Genomic DNA, 13,703 nt, shown 5'->3' with positions numbered 1-13,703 from the left:
GCGCAAGTTTGGGGCCCAACTACAGCCCCAGACGGGCGCGCTTGTCAGCGAACGACTGTGGAATCAGGCTATTGAGATACCTATTTAGCAATCCCTGATTTGGTTGTGAATGGGGCGGCTCAATGCACCACTACCGGGTTTTGTGCCAGACCGGTGTAACGGTCCAGGGTTTCTTCGACTTCTTCCTGGGTGGGGGTGTTGCGCTGCCAGGCCAGGATTTGCTGCTGGAACATCTCGGCCCAGGAGCCGTCCAGATACACCTCTTTACCCGAGCGCTTGTCCACGATCTCAAAGCCGTGGCGCACCAGTTGCGCCAGCGGCGCGGCGCTGCCGTCCGCAGTGGTGGCGGCGGGCTCCACGGCATCAGGGCGCATGTGGACGACCACAAAGGATTCAGAGTCGTAGAGCATTTGCATGGTGGTTCTCCCGGGGTCAGTGTGCAAGTCAGATGACAGCACGGGCGCACAGTTCAAGTCCTGTGGACGATCGTGGCGCTTCAGCCCAGTATTCCACGAAACCGTATGGCGCTGGCGCTGTGGCGTCTTTACCCGACATCTCGCTGCGTGTTGGCGCGCCCGCCGCAGGCCGCGCAGGAGCGCACAGCCCGCCCTGACCGGGCCGCGCAGGGGCGCCCGGCCCGGTCAGGGCGGGCTGTGCGCGCGCAGGCGCAGGTCGGCAAAGTCGCCGTTGCTCTGCGTGATCTGGATGCGTGCGGGCAGGTAGCCCAGGCTGGGGGCCAGCCACAGCTCGGCTTTCTGGTCGTAGTCGTGGTCGCGCCGGGGCAGGCGTTGCAGCTTGAGGGCGCGCACCTCGCCCACGGGCAGGTGCAGCGTCTCTTCAGCGCCCACGGTGAACGACCAGATATCGGCGCTGCTGGCGCCCACGGTGGCCAGGCTGATGCGCGTGCCCTTCGGGTAGCGCTCGGGGGCGCCTGCCAGCAGGGCGCCCAGCTGCACAAAGATGCTCAGGCGGTCTTGCGTGCCCGCCACCAGCGGCGCCTCGGGGTTGTTGGCACTGAAGGTGACGCGGCCCCGCTCGTAGTCGAAATGCGCGGCCTTTTCGCTGCGCGAGCGGTCGCCAAAGCGCTGGGGCAGCAGGCCCCGGGGGGTGATGTCGCCGGTGCTGGTCTGGGTGCGGCCACCCAGAAACAGCACTTTGAGTTCCTGGCGGGCCTGGTAGTGCTGGCCATCGTGCTGCCATAGCAGCTCGGCACTGGCGTTGTAGTTGAATTTTTTGATCTGCCCGACCACATCAAACGCCAGCCGCGTGGACACGGGCAGGCGCACGGGGGGAGGCGTGCTGGATGCCAGGCTGCTGGTGGCGCCGGGTGGGGTGATTTCCAGCGCACCTGCGGGGGCCTGCGGCTGCGCCGGGGGCTTGGGCGCGGCCTGGGTGCTGGCCCGCGCCAGCAGCGTGGGGGTGGCGGGGTCGGAGCTGGCGGGCAGGGCGGTGTCCTGCGGCACGGGTGCTGTGCCGGTGGCGGGGGGCGGGGCGTCTGCGTGGCCGACCGGGGCGGCTGGCGCTGCGGCGCTGGTGTGGGCCTGGGCAGGGTCTGCGGCGCCTTCGGTGGCATCGCTGACCAGGGCGGCCGGATCGCCGATGCTGGCAGTGTCTATGGGCGCGCTGGCGGTGAACAGTGCGCTGCTGCCTGTTGTGCTGGTGTCGCTGCCGTCGTGGCTGCTGCCAGGGCTGTCATCGCCGCCGCTGCCGGGCGTGGCGTGGGGAGATGCGGTGGCGGATTCGGCGGTCGGTTCGGGCACTGCTGCCGGGGCAGGCTTGGCGGCAGCTGCCTTGGCCGGTGCTTTCTGGCGTGCCGGTGGGGGGGCGGGCGCTGCGGCTGGCGCAGGCTCTGCCGCCGCAGCCGACGGCGGCGGTGGCGGCGCGCTCAGCATGCGCGTGTTCAGGGTGACGGCCACCGGGGCCGGGGCCGGGGGCTGGGGCGGTGTGCCGTGCAGCGGCACGCCCACCAGCACCCAGCCGTGGATGGCCAGCACCGCTGCGGTGAGGGGCCACAGCACACGCGCGGGCACTGCTGCCAGGCCGCTGCTGCTCATGTGCTGCCAAAGCCCAGATCGTGCGACAGGCGGGCGGCGGCGGCGCGCAGCGGCACGTCGATGGCACCGCCCCAATCGGGATCCAAGGTGGCACTGGCGCCCAGCGTGGTAATGCCCAGCACCAGGTGGCCGCTGGCATCGAACACCGGGGCGCAGAAGGCCACGATGCTGGGCAGCAGGGTATCGACCACCCGGGCCGCGCCGCGTGCGCGCACCTCTTGCACCAGCGCCTGCACGGCGGCCTCGCTGGTGGGCACGTCGGTGCGGGGCATTTTTTCTGCCTGTGCGATCTCGCGTTGCAGCAGCGCTGCCGTCATTTCGGGCGGCAGGTAGGCCGTAAAGCAGCGGCCCGTGGCCGAGCTCAGCAGCGGCATCACATCGCCCAGGCGCAGCGTGGCCGTGACCGCCTGGGGCGATGGCTCCCAGTGGACGATGGTCGGGCCGTGGTTGCCCCACACCGCCAGGGCCAGCGTGTGGCCGATCTCTTCCATCAGCGCGGGCAGGCGCTCGCGCGCCAGGCGCACGCCGTCAATGCGCGACAGTGCCGACAACCCCAGCCGCAGCGCCGCCGGGCCCAGGTCGTAGCGCGCCGTGCGGCTGTCCTGCACCACCAGCCCCAGGCGCTGGAAACTCACCAGATAGCGGTGCGCCTTGGCCGCGCTCATGCCCGCGCAGGCCGCCAAATCCTTGAGCATCAGCGGCCCGCTGGACTGCGTGAGGCCCTCGAGCAGCGCAAAACCCACTTCCACCGACTGTATGCCGGCGCGTTCTTTGTCCATATGCACTAAAATTTCGCAGTTTTGTTTAGTTAAATCAATTTCTCTAATCGTAATTTTTGCTAGAGGTGGCAAATTTTGGCCCTCCAAAAATGCGGCAACTCCCATGAAATTAGCGACTTATAAAGACGGCTCGCGCGATGGCCAACTGCTGGTGGTCTCGCGCGATTTGGGCTCGGCGCATTATGCGACCGGCATTGCCCACCGCTTGCAGCAGGTGCTGGACGACTGGGACTACCTGGCGCCCCCGCTGCAAGACCTGTATGCGCAGCTCAACGCGGGCCGGGCGCCGCATGCCTTTCGTTTTGATCCGCAGCAGTGCATGGCGCCGCTGCCCCGGGCGTACCAGTGGGTGGATGGGTCGGCCTACCTCAACCATGTGGAGCTGGTGCGCAAGGCGCGCAACGCCACCGTGCCCGCCAGCTTCTACACCGACCCCCTGATGTACCAGGGCGCCAGCGACGATTTTCTGGGCCCCTGTGACGATGTGGTCGTGCCCAGCGAGGCCATGGGCATCGACTTCGAGGCAGAAATCGCCGTGGTCACCACCGACGTGCCCCTGGGCGCCACGCCCGAGCGGGCACTGCGCGCCATCCGGCTGGTGATGTTGGCCAACGACGTATCGCTGCGCAACCTCATCCCGGCAGAGCTGGCCAAGGGCTTTGGCTTTTTCCAGAGCAAACCGGCCACCGCCTTCAGCCCCGTGGCCGTGACGCTGGAGGAGCTGGGCGACGCCTGGAGCCAGGGCCGCGTCCACCTGACGCTGCAATCGACCTGGAATGGCCGCAAAGTCGGCATGTGCGAGGCCGGGCCCGAGATGGCCTTCCACTTTGGCCAGCTCATCGCGCACGTGGCCGCCACGCGCAACGTGCGCGCTGGCACCATCGTGGGCAGCGGCACCGTCAGCAACCAGGGCGTGCAAGACGCCAGTGGCCGCACCGACTGGCCCAAGGGCTACAGCTGCATTGCCGAAAAGCGCTGCATCGAAACCCTGCAAAACGGCCAGCCCAGCACCGAATTCATGCGCTACGGCGACACCATCCGTATCGAGATGAAAGGCAAAGACGGCCACAGCATCTTCGGTGCCATCGACCAGGCCATTGCGCCGCCGTCGGATTCTTCAGTGTAAAAAGGCCCTGGCGCCCGCCGGATAAGCGCCAGCAGCTATCAATTTCATAGTAAAAGGAGCCCCCGCCATGCAACGCAGAACCCTCTTGTCCGCCCTGGCCGCCGCCGGTGCCAGCACCGCCGCCCCCTGGGCCAGCGCCCAGGCCGACTACCCCAACCAGCTCATCCGCTGGGTGGTGCCCTACCCGGCAGGCGGCGGCACCGACGTGCTGGCGCGCACCGTGGCCGAGGCCATGCGCCAGACGCTGGGCCAGCAAATCGTGGTGGACAACCGCCCCGGCGCGTCTACCAACATCGGTGGCCAGGCCGTGGCCACCGCCAAGGCCGACGGCTACACCATCATGTCGGCCGACAACGCCATCCTGGCCTACAACGAGCACCTGTTCAGCAAGCTGCCCTTCAGCCCGCAGAACGATTTCACCTACGTGGGCGGCATCAGCCGCTTTCCGCTGGCGCTGGTCGTGCACCCATCGTTCGAGGCCAAGACCATGAAGGAGTTTCTGGCCTACGTGCGTGCCAACCCCGGCAAGGTCAACTACGCCTCGCCGGGCAACGGCTCGCCGCACCACCTGGCCATGGAGATGTTCAAGAACCGCACCAAAACCTTCCTCACGCACATCCCCTACCGGGGCGCTGCCCCGGCCATGGCCGACGTGATGGGTGGCCAGGTGCCGTGCATGTTCCTGGATTTGGCCTCGGGCCTGTCGGTGATCCAGTCGGGCAAGGTGCGCGCGCTGGCCATTGGCTCGGCCAAGCGCATCGCCACGCTGCCCGACGTGCCCACGCTGGGCGAAGTGGGCGTGGCCGATACCGAAGTGTTCGCCTTCCAGGGCATCCTGGGCCCCAAGGGCCTGCCCGCCAACGTCACCCAGCGCCTCAACGCTGACCTGAACAAAGCCCTGGCCAGCCCCGCCGTGGTCAAGCGCATGCAAGACTTCGGCATGGAAGCCCTGCCCGGCACCCCCGAGCAGTTCCGCGCCCTGGCCCGCGCCGAAGCCAAGCGCTGGGGCGAGGTCATCAAGGCGGCAGGCGTCAAGCTCGACTGATGCTGCCGTGCCCGCCCCGTGGGGCGGGCCACTGTGTTGGAGAGTCAAAAAAGCTGCCAGCGCTGACAGGATCAGCGCTGGCAGCTCTTTTTTTGTGAGCGTTTACCGCACAGACGCTCTCCAGGGCATGGCGCCGCGCCCCTGCACGAGCGCGCCGCTGCGTTTACGCTGTACGGCTTTGCCAACCCCGGAGCTTGTCCCCATGCTGAACTTTGACTACCACAACCCCACCCGCATCGCTTTTGGCCAGGGGCGCATTGCCGATCTGGCCACGCTGGTGCCTGCGCAGGCCAAGGTGCTGATTTTGGTGGGCGGCGCCAGCGCCGAAAAAACCGGCACGCTGGCCGAGGTGCGCACCGCCCTGGGCGCACGCACGCACGCCACTTTCAGCGGCATTGAGCCCAACCCCAGCTACGAGACGGCCATGCAGGCCGTGGCGCAGATCCGCCGCGAAGGCTTTGACTTTTTGCTCGCCGTGGGCGGCGGCTCGGTGATTGATGCGGTCAAGTTCATTGCCGCTGCCGTGCCCTTTGCCGATGGTGATCCCTGGGCCATTCTGGAAAAGCACGGGCGCAACGTGGCCAGCGCGCTGCCGTTTGGCACGGTGCTGACGCTGCCCGCCACGGGCTCGGAGATGAACAACGGCGCCGTCATCACCCACCGCGCCAAGGCGGCCAAGCTGGCTTTCAGCAGCGCGCACTGCTTTCCGGTTTTCTCGGTGCTCGACCCCACCAAAACCTACACCCTGCCGCCGCAGCAGCTGGCCAATGGCGTGGTCGATGCGTTTGTCCACACGGTGGAGCAGTACCTGACCTACCCGGTCAACGCGCTGGTGCAAGACCGCTTTGCCGAGGGCTTGCTGCACACGCTGATCGAGGTGGGCCCGCGCCTGCTGGCCGCGCCCGAGCCGGTGTACGACGACCGCGCCAACCTGGTGTGGGCTGCGACCACGGCGCTCAATGGTTTTGTCGGCGCCGGGGTGCCGCAAGACTGGGCCACGCACATGATTGGCCATGAGCTGACGGCCACCTTCCACATCGACCACGCCCGCACCCTGGCCGTGGTGCTGCCCGCATTGCTCAACGAGCGCCGCGCCGCCAAGCGCGAGAAGCTGCTGCAATACGGCCAGCGCATCTGGGGCATCAGCAGCGGCACCGAGGACGAGCGCATCGACGCCGCCATCGAGCGCACGCGTGATTTCTTCGAGCGCATGGGCATTGCCACGCGCCTGTCGGCCTACGGTGTGGGTGCCGACGCCATCGACGGCCTGGTGGCGCAGTTGCAGGCCCACGGCATGACGCGCCTGGGCGAGCAGCGCGAGATCACGCCCGAGGTGAGCCGCAGGATTTTGCAGGCGGCACTGTAAGCCGCTGCCGGGAGCATCTGTTTTTAAGAGAAAGCAGGCTCCAGGCCCCGCGCAATAAGCGCAAGCAGCTATCAATCCAGGAGCGATTGCGGCGCGTTGCTGGCGTTTTCCACCTGCACCAGGCAGTCGTAAAAGGTGGGGGCGGCGCCCAGGTCGGTCAGGGCCTGGCTGGTCAGCTCGTTGACGTTGGTGCCGTTCAGGCCCAGCTTGCGCCACCACACGCCCAGGCCCACCACCACGCCGGGCCGGGCGCGTGCGTTGACGGCGGCGTGGCACAGGTAGCTGCCCCGGTCGTTGAACACGCGCACCACGGCGCCGTCGGCAATGCCGCGCGCGGCAGCGTCATCGGGGTGCAGCTCCAGCAGCGGCCGGCCTTCAAGGCGTTGCAGGCTGGCCACGTTGACGAAGGTGGAGTTCAGAAAATTGCGCGCTGGCGGTGAAATCATGGCCAGCGGGTAACGCTTTGACGTGCCCGCCGCCTCGTGGTTGGGCAGGTGGTCGGGCAGGCCATCGTGGCCCTGGTCGGCCAGCGCCTGGCTGAAAAACTCGCATCGGCCCGAGGGCGTGGGAAAACCTCCATCGGCAAACGGCGCCTCGGGCGCGCCGGTGGGGGCAAAGCCCTGCGCCAGCAGCTGGGCAAAGTCCACCTGCGTGCCGTAGGCCTGGCGGCACAGCTGTTCGTCGTCCTCGGCAAAGCAGGGCTCGGTAAAACCCATGTGCGCGGCCAGGTCGCGGAAGATTTGCGTGTTGCTGCGCGCCTGGCCCTGCGGCGCAATGGCGGGGCGGTTGAGCAGCACATCGGTGTGGCCGTAGGACAGGTGGATGTCCCAGTGCTCCAGCTGCGTGGTGGCGGGCAGGATGTAGTCGGCGTAGTCGGCGGTGTCGGTCTGGAAGTGCTCCAGCACCACGGTGAACAGGTCTTCGCGGGCAAAGCCTTGCACCACTTTGCCCGATTCGGGGGCCACGGCCACGGGGTTGCTGTTGTAGACCACCAGCGCCTCAATCTGCGGGCCAAAACCGGGCGATGTGGGGCGCAGCAGATCGTCGCCAATGGTGCTCATGTTGATGCTGCGCGGGCGGCGCTCTGCCAGCAGGTCGGGGCGCTGCAAGGCCGCGCGCTGCACGGCAAAGTGGCCGGAGCTGGACATCAGCAGGCCGCCCGCACGCTGGCGCCAGGCGCCCGTGAGGGCGGGCAGGCAGGCGATGGCGCGCGTGGCATTGCCACCGCCGCGCACGCGCTGCATGCCGTAGTTCAGGCGGATGGCGGCCTTCTGGGTGGTGCCGTAATCGCGCGCCAGTTGCCGGATTTGCGCCACGGGCACCCCGCAGACGGCGGCGGCGCGCTCGGGCGGCCACTCCAGGGCGCGTGCGCGCAGGCCCTCCCAGCCCAGGGTGTGGCGGGCGATGTAGTCGTGGTCGAGCCAGTCGTGCGTGATGAGTTCGTGCACCAGCGCCAGCGCCAGCGCGGCATCGGTGCCGGGCAGCAGCGCGATGTGTTCGTGGCATTTGTCGGCGGTTTCGCTTTTGCGCGGGTCTATGCACACCAGCCGGGCGCCCCGGCGCTTGGCCTCTTGGGCGTGGCGCCAGAAATGCAGGTTGCTGGTGATGGAGTTGCTGCCCCAGATCAGGATGAGTTGGGACTCGGCAAAAAACTCCACCCGCATGCCCACCTTGGCGCCCAGGGTGCGCGCCAGGCCCTCGCCCCCGGCGCTGGCGCAAATGGTGCGCTCCAGCAGCGAGGCGCCCAGCCGGTGGAAAAAGCGCCTGTCCATGCTCTCGCCCTGCACCAGGCCCATGGTGCCCGCGTAGCTGTAGGGAACGATGGCCTGCGGGTTGCGCGTGGCAATCTGGCCCAGGCGCGCTGCGATGTCTGCCAGGGCCTCATCCCAGCCCACGGGTATGAACTGGCCGCTGCCTTTGGGGCCGCTGCGTTTCAGGGGCGTCAGGATGCGCTGGGGGTGGTAGGTGCGCTCGGGGTAGCGCGCCACCTTGGCGCACAGCACGCCATCGGTCTGGGCGTGGGCGGGGTTGCCCTGCACGCGCACGGCCACACCATCCTCTACGGTGGTCAGCAGGGCGCAAGTGTCGGGGCAGTCGTGCGGGCAGGCGCCGCGCACCGGGGCGGTGGTGGCCAGGGGTATGTGGGTGGGCATGTGTGTGGTGTTCCTGCTTTTCATACACTGGGCTGCTGGGCCCCCGCAAGCTGCTTGGCGCGCTGCGGGAAGTCTGTTCTTTGCATGATCGGGGAGGCATTTCACCATGAACAACGGAGTGTGGCGGCGCAGGGAATTCGCCATGGGTCTGGCCGCGCTGGCGGGCACGTCAGCAGTGCGCGCGCAGAGCGATGAGCGCATCGTGCTGGGGCAGTCGGCCCCGCTGTCAGGGCCCGCGGCGCAGCTGGGCATACAGTTTTACCAAGGGGCCAAGCTGTGGTTCGATCAGTTCAATGCCCAAGGCGGGGTGGGGCGGAGCACCGTGGAGCTGCGCGTGCTCGACGATGGCTACGAGCCCGCGCGCTGTGCGCAAAACACGCGCCAGTTGATTGACGAGGGGGCGTTTGCCTTGTTTGGCTACATCGGCACGCCCACCAGCCTGGCCGCTTTGCCGCTGGTCACGCAGGCCAAGGTGCCGTTTTTTGCGCCCTTTACCGGGGCCGATGCGCTGCGCACGCCGTTTAACCGCCAGGTGTTCCACGTGCGCGCTTCGTACCACCAGGAGACGGCGCTGATCGTGGGCCAGCTCACCCATCTGGGGCTGGAGAAGGTAGCGGTGTTCCACCAGAACGACAGCTATGGTCAGGCGGGCCTGGATGGCGTGGGCCGCGCGCTGGCTGCCAAAAAGCTCCAGCCTGTGGCCCAGGCCACGGTGGAGCGCAACTCGCTGGATGTGGGTGCTGCGGTGCGCACCATTTTGGCCACCAAGCCCGACGCGGTGGTGCAGATCAGCACCTACGCCTCCAGCGCCGCTTTTGTGCGAGAGGCGCGCAAGGCGGGCTACGGGGGGACTTTCCACAATGTGTCTTTTGTGGGCACCCAGGCGCTGGCCAACGCCCTGGGCAAAGATGCGGCGGGGGTGGTGGTGTCGCAGGTGGTGCCTTCGCCCTTCCAGCCTACGCAGCAACTCACGCGCGAGTTTCTGGAGTCGATCAAGCTCGGGGGGCACAAGGTGCAGCCCAACTATTCCAGCCTGGAGGGCTATCTGGCCGCGCGTGTCTTCACCGAGGGGCTGCGCCGCGCCCAGGCGACGGCAGGCAAAATCACCCGCGATGCGCTGATTGCCGGGCTGGAGAGCATCCAGTCTCCGGTGGCAGGTTTTCCGGTGGCGTTCAGCCCGACCGACCATTCCGGCTCCCGCTTTGTGGAGCTGTCCATGCTCACCAGCGATGGCCGGGTTCGCACCTAGCGTGGCACGGCCCGCCCACGGCGGCCTGCAACGCCGGGCCTCCAGGGCCTGACACCGCACCGGCACACCACAGACCACCCTTTTCAGGAGAACGCCCTATGCACACCATTGACGCCATCACCGCGCAGGCCGCCAGCATCGCCGCCTTGCGCCGCGACATCCACGCCCACCCCGAGCTGTGCTACGAAGAGCAGCGCACCGCCGACCTGGTGGCGCGCCAGCTCACCGCGTGGGGCATTGCGGTACACCGTGGGCTGGGCCAGACCGGCGTGGTCGGCACCATCGTGGGGCGCGACGGCGGCGCCAGTGGCCGCGCCGTGGGCCTGCGCGCCGACATGGATGCGCTGCCCATGCACGAGTCCAACACCTTTGCCCACGCCAGCCAGCACCCCGGCAAGATGCACGCCTGCGGCCACGACGGCCACACCGCCATGCTGCTGGCCGCCGCCCAGTACCTGGCCCAGCACCGCGACTTTGATGGCACGGTGCAGCTGATCTTCCAGCCCGCCGAAGAGGGCGGTGCGGGCGCCCGCGCCATGATCGAGGACGGCTTGTTCGAGCAGTTCCCGGTCGAGGCGGTGTTTGGCATGCATAACTGGCCCGGCATGCCAGCGGGCAGCATGGCGGTGAGCCCCGGGCCGGTGATGGCGTCGAGCAACGAGTTCAAGATCACCATCCACGGCAAGGGCGGCCACGCGGCCATGCCCAGCAACTGTATCGACCCGGTGCCCATTGCCTGCCAGATGGTGCAGGCCTTCCAGACCATCATCACGCGTAACAAAAAGCCCATCGATGCGGGCGTGATCTCGGTCACCATGGTCCACACCGGCGAGGCCACCAACGTGGTGCCCGACCACTGCGAGCTGCAAGGCACGGTGCGCACTTTCAGCACCGAGGTGCTGGATTTGATCGAGCGGCGCATGCGCCAGGTGGCCGAGCACACCTGCGCTGCCCACGAGGCCACCTGCACCTTCGAGTTCGAGCGCAACTACCCGCCCACTATCAACACGCCCGCTGAGGCCGCCTTTGCGCGCCAGGTGATGGTGGATATCGTGGGCGAGGCGCAGGTGCTGGCACAGGAGCCCACCATGGGCGCCGAAGACTTCGCCTTCATGCTGCAAGCCAAGCCGGGCGCCTACTGCTTCATTGCCAACGGCGACGGCGACCACCGCGCCCTGGGCCATGGCGGCGGCCCCTGCACCCTGCACAACCCCAGTTACGACTTCAATGACGAGCTGATTCCGCTGGGCGCCACCTACTGGGTGCGGCTGGCGCAGGCCTGGCTGGCACGGCCCTGAGCCGCCAGCGCACGCTGCCCGCCTATTCGCCCCAGGGCAGCATCAGCGTCAGCAGCGAGAGCTGCTCGAACTGCGGGGCGAAGGCGTCGATGATGTGCTGCGGCTCGGGGCACAGCCGCGTGTCGCTCATGACGCCAAACTGCACGCCGCCGCCGTAGCTCAGGATGGACACGCCCAGCCCCACGTTGCCCGACTGGGGCACCCAGAACATGCACTGCGTTACACGGGCGCCGCACAGCACCAGGGGCTCGCTGGGGCCGGGCACGTTGGTGACCACGGCGGTGGTCTTGTTGCTGAACCGTTGCAGCAGGGCGTTCTGGGCGCTTTGGTGCAGCGAGCCGGCCACCGCCAGCAGCCCCAGCGACAGCAGCGGTTGCAGGCTGCCCTTGAGGGCGTTCATGCGCTGGCGCACTTCGTACACCCGCTCGATGGGGTTGGTCATGCCCAGCGGCAGCAGCAGCGGGGCCAGGCCAAAGTGGTTGCCCAGCTCCCAGGTGTCCTGGGAGGCGCGCAGGTTGACTGGCACCATGGCGCGGATTTCGGTGCCCTCGGTGCCCTCGCCGTGGCGGTGCAGGTAGCTGCCCAGCGCACCCGCCACGCACGACATCAGCACATCGTTGACCGAGCAGTTCAGCGCCCGGCCAATGGCTTTGACCTCGTCCAGCGCAATGGGCGGGCACCAGGCCACGCGCTTGGTGGTGCCCGGCGTGCCTTTGAGCTGCGTGGGGGAGTCATCGGGCAAAAACGCCAGTGCAGCCGCATCACGAACCAGTTGCTGGGCCAGGTGTGCCGCGTTGTGCGACCCCGCCAGACCCGTGGACAGGATTTTTTCTGGCTGGAGCAGCCATTGCAGCGACTGGGCAGCGCAGTCGCCCGCACTGCCCAGCGTCTGCGCGGCCCGCGTGGCCAGGGCCTCCAGCGTGTGGGCGGACAGGGCGGCTGCGGCGGGGGCTGCCTGCGCGCGCCGGGGCGGCTGGGCACTGCCATCGACCAGCGACAGGGCGACGGCAATCAGCGCAATGCCGTCGGCAATGCAGTGGTGTATGCGCAAAATCAGTGCGCTGGCGGGTTGGCCATCGTCACCGACAAAATCCTCGATCAGGTGAAACTGCCACAGCGGGCGCTGGCGGTCCAGGGGCTGCATGGCCAGCGCACCTACACGCTCTTGCAGCGCCGCCTGTGGGCTTTGACCGGTGCGCAGCGCCAAAGTGGTGGGCACGACGTGGGCGGTGATGTCGAACTGCGCATCGTCCACCCAGGATGCGCCCGTGGCGTCTTCGACCGCGCATTGCCGAAAACGCGGGTATTGCAGCAGGCGCTCGCTGGCGCGCTCACGCAGCGCTTGCAGGCTGATGCCGGGCGAGACGCACCAGACGCCGTTGATCATCATCAGGTTGCTGGGCGAGTCCATGCGCAGCCAGGCGGTATCGACCTTGCGCATGCGCTCGTGGGGCAGGGGCTGCGCTGCGCTGGCTCCTGTGTGCTTGGCTTTGCGTGGCGCGCGGGGGCTTGCACTGGTGTTGCCAGCAGAGGTGCGTGGAGAAGGGCGTGGGGAGGGGCGCAGGGAAGATGGGGTCACCATAGGGCAGATTTGTGTGCGGTGGTTTTGGGCAGGTGCCTCTAGGGATGGCACCGCCAGAGGCACGGTGCTGGCCGTAAGATTACCGCGCAGGGGGCTGTTGTGGCCCCCGTTGTTTCCCCCATCCAGAAAAACACCCAGGAGCATTCTTCATGGCCGATCTGAACGCCACTTTTGAGGCCGCTGTGGCCCAGTCCAAAAACCTCAGCGAGCGCCCGGACAACGCCACGCTATTGAAGATTTATGCCCTGTACAAGCAGGCCACTGCGGGCGACAACACCGAGAAGAAACCTGGTTTTTCCGACATCGTGGGCCGTGCCAAGTGGGAGGCCTGGGACAAGCTTAAGGGCACCGCTGCGGATGCGGCCCAGCAGCAGTACATCGACCTGATTGCCGCGCTGGAGTAGGCCGGGGAACTTCAGGCTTGGGCGCTGGTGCCGGGGGCCAGCAGGGCATCAAACTGCGCCCCAAGCTCTGCCTCGATGCGGTGCTTGAAGGCGCCAAACAAAAAGCCCAGCTCAGCGGCAAACGTGAACTGGTCGGCATGTACCTGTAACGTGCCCTTGATGCCTGCACGGCTGAAGTGCACGGTGTCTTGCGTCTCGCCCTCTTCGTAGGCGCACGCCATGTCGAATTTTTGCTCTGCTTTTTCTGCCCAGCGCAGCGCAATCTTGCGCGCCTCGGGCAGGCCCAGTTGGTGGGGGCGGTGGATATGGATGTCGGCCATGGGAGGGTCTTTCAGAGGGAGCGGCGCGCAAGGTGCGGGGCGTGCATCATAAAACCGGGGTGCCTGCGCGGCGCTAGTGGGGTGTATAAAGTGCTTTGTTTTTGATAGCTGCTTGCGCTTATTGGTCGGGCTCTGGAGCCGTTTTTGGCTTGAAATCATGGCGCTGCCAGGGTGCCCGGAAATACCTGGCCCTGCGTCCTGTTGCTGCTGGTGCGGCCAAGCCGCCAGGCCACCCGTCCGGTGGCCGTTGCCGCAGTGGGGCTGGTGCAGGGCGTCGTGCGCGGTGCCGTCGGCGTATCCTTTGCACCGCAGTGACTCGCACACGGA

General features: G+C 67.5%; 12 protein-coding genes. 6 read left to right on the top strand and 6 right to left on the bottom strand.

What is annotated here, in order from left to right:
* Positions 1 to 119: 119 nt before the first annotated feature.
* From EV674_RS10975 to EV674_RS10965, 3 genes are all read right to left on the bottom strand, one after another.
* The gene (locus EV674_RS10975) at positions 120 to 416 is read right to left on the bottom strand and encodes a BTH_I0359 family protein (protein WP_119013418.1); all 297 of its coding nucleotides are present in this window, start codon (positions 414 to 416) and stop codon (positions 120 to 122) included.
* Positions 417 to 641: 225 nt separating this feature from the next.
* Positions 642 to 2,054: a DUF3108 domain-containing protein gene (locus EV674_RS10970; protein ID WP_119013417.1), complete on the bottom strand. Its 1,413-nt coding sequence runs from the start codon at positions 2,052 to 2,054 to the stop codon at positions 642 to 644.
* Positions 2,051 to 2,833: an IclR family transcriptional regulator gene (locus EV674_RS10965; RefSeq protein WP_119013416.1), complete on the bottom strand. Its 783-nt coding sequence runs from the start codon at positions 2,831 to 2,833 to the stop codon at positions 2,051 to 2,053. The genes EV674_RS10970 and EV674_RS10965 overlap by 4 nt, the downstream gene beginning before the upstream one ends.
* Positions 2,834 to 2,936: 103 nt before the next feature.
* Between EV674_RS10965 and EV674_RS10960 the strand changes: the two genes are divergently transcribed.
* The 3 genes from EV674_RS10960 to EV674_RS10950 all read left to right on the top strand — a co-directional run bounded on the left by EV674_RS10960 (position 2,937) and on the right by EV674_RS10950 (position 6,370).
* Positions 2,937 to 3,959 carry a fumarylacetoacetate hydrolase family protein gene (locus EV674_RS10960; RefSeq protein ID WP_119013415.1) on the top strand — a complete coding sequence of 341 codons (1,023 nt, stop codon included), beginning with the start codon at positions 2,937 to 2,939 and terminating at the stop codon, positions 3,957 to 3,959.
* Positions 3,960 to 4,026: 67 nt separating this feature from the next.
* On the top strand, positions 4,027 to 5,004 hold the full coding sequence (locus EV674_RS10955) for a Bug family tripartite tricarboxylate transporter substrate binding protein (RefSeq protein WP_119013414.1): 978 nt from the start codon (positions 4,027 to 4,029) through the stop codon (positions 5,002 to 5,004).
* A gap of 202 nt (positions 5,005 to 5,206) precedes the next feature.
* Positions 5,207 to 6,370, top strand: coding sequence for an iron-containing alcohol dehydrogenase (locus tag EV674_RS10950; RefSeq protein WP_119013413.1), 1,164 nt, complete (start codon positions 5,207 to 5,209; stop codon positions 6,368 to 6,370).
* Positions 6,371 to 6,441: 71 nt separating this feature from the next.
* Here EV674_RS10950 and EV674_RS10945 read toward each other — a convergent pair whose 3' ends face one another.
* On the bottom strand, positions 6,442 to 8,523 hold the full coding sequence (locus tag EV674_RS10945; protein ID WP_119013412.1) for a molybdopterin-containing oxidoreductase family protein: 2,082 nt from the start codon (positions 8,521 to 8,523) through the stop codon (positions 6,442 to 6,444).
* 106 nt (positions 8,524 to 8,629) lie between these two features.
* Between EV674_RS10945 and EV674_RS10940 the strand changes: the two genes are divergently transcribed.
* Complete coding sequence (locus tag EV674_RS10940) at positions 8,630 to 9,772, top strand: ABC transporter substrate-binding protein (protein WP_119013411.1); 1,143 nt, start codon at positions 8,630 to 8,632, stop codon at positions 9,770 to 9,772.
* 98 nt (positions 9,773 to 9,870) lie between these two features.
* Positions 9,871 to 11,070 carry a M20 aminoacylase family protein gene (locus EV674_RS10935; protein WP_119013410.1) on the top strand — a complete coding sequence of 400 codons (1,200 nt, stop codon included), beginning with the start codon at positions 9,871 to 9,873 and terminating at the stop codon, positions 11,068 to 11,070.
* Positions 11,071 to 11,092: 22 nt separating this feature from the next.
* On the opposite strand, the gene EV674_RS10930 is transcribed toward EV674_RS10935, so the two are convergent.
* Positions 11,093 to 12,511: a wax ester/triacylglycerol synthase family O-acyltransferase gene (locus EV674_RS10930; protein WP_119013409.1), complete on the bottom strand. Its 1,419-nt coding sequence runs from the start codon at positions 12,509 to 12,511 to the stop codon at positions 11,093 to 11,095.
* Positions 12,512 to 12,801: 290 nt separating this feature from the next.
* Here EV674_RS10930 and EV674_RS10925 point away from each other — a divergent pair, with 290 nt between their 5' ends.
* On the top strand, positions 12,802 to 13,056 hold the full coding sequence (locus tag EV674_RS10925) for an acyl-CoA-binding protein (protein WP_119013408.1): 255 nt from the start codon (positions 12,802 to 12,804) through the stop codon (positions 13,054 to 13,056).
* 11 nt (positions 13,057 to 13,067) lie between these two features.
* On the opposite strand, the gene EV674_RS10920 is transcribed toward EV674_RS10925, so the two are convergent.
* The gene (locus EV674_RS10920; protein ID WP_119013407.1) at positions 13,068 to 13,376 is read right to left on the bottom strand and encodes a polyhydroxyalkanoic acid system family protein; all 309 of its coding nucleotides are present in this window, start codon (positions 13,374 to 13,376) and stop codon (positions 13,068 to 13,070) included.
* Positions 13,377 to 13,703 lie beyond the last annotated feature (327 nt).

The organism is Simplicispira metamorpha (assembly GCF_004341365.1).
GTDB lineage: Bacteria > Pseudomonadota > Gammaproteobacteria > Burkholderiales > Burkholderiaceae_C > Simplicispira > Simplicispira metamorpha.
The sequence above is the reverse complement of the archived record's forward strand: the minus strand, read 5'-3'. Positions and strand labels throughout refer to the sequence as shown.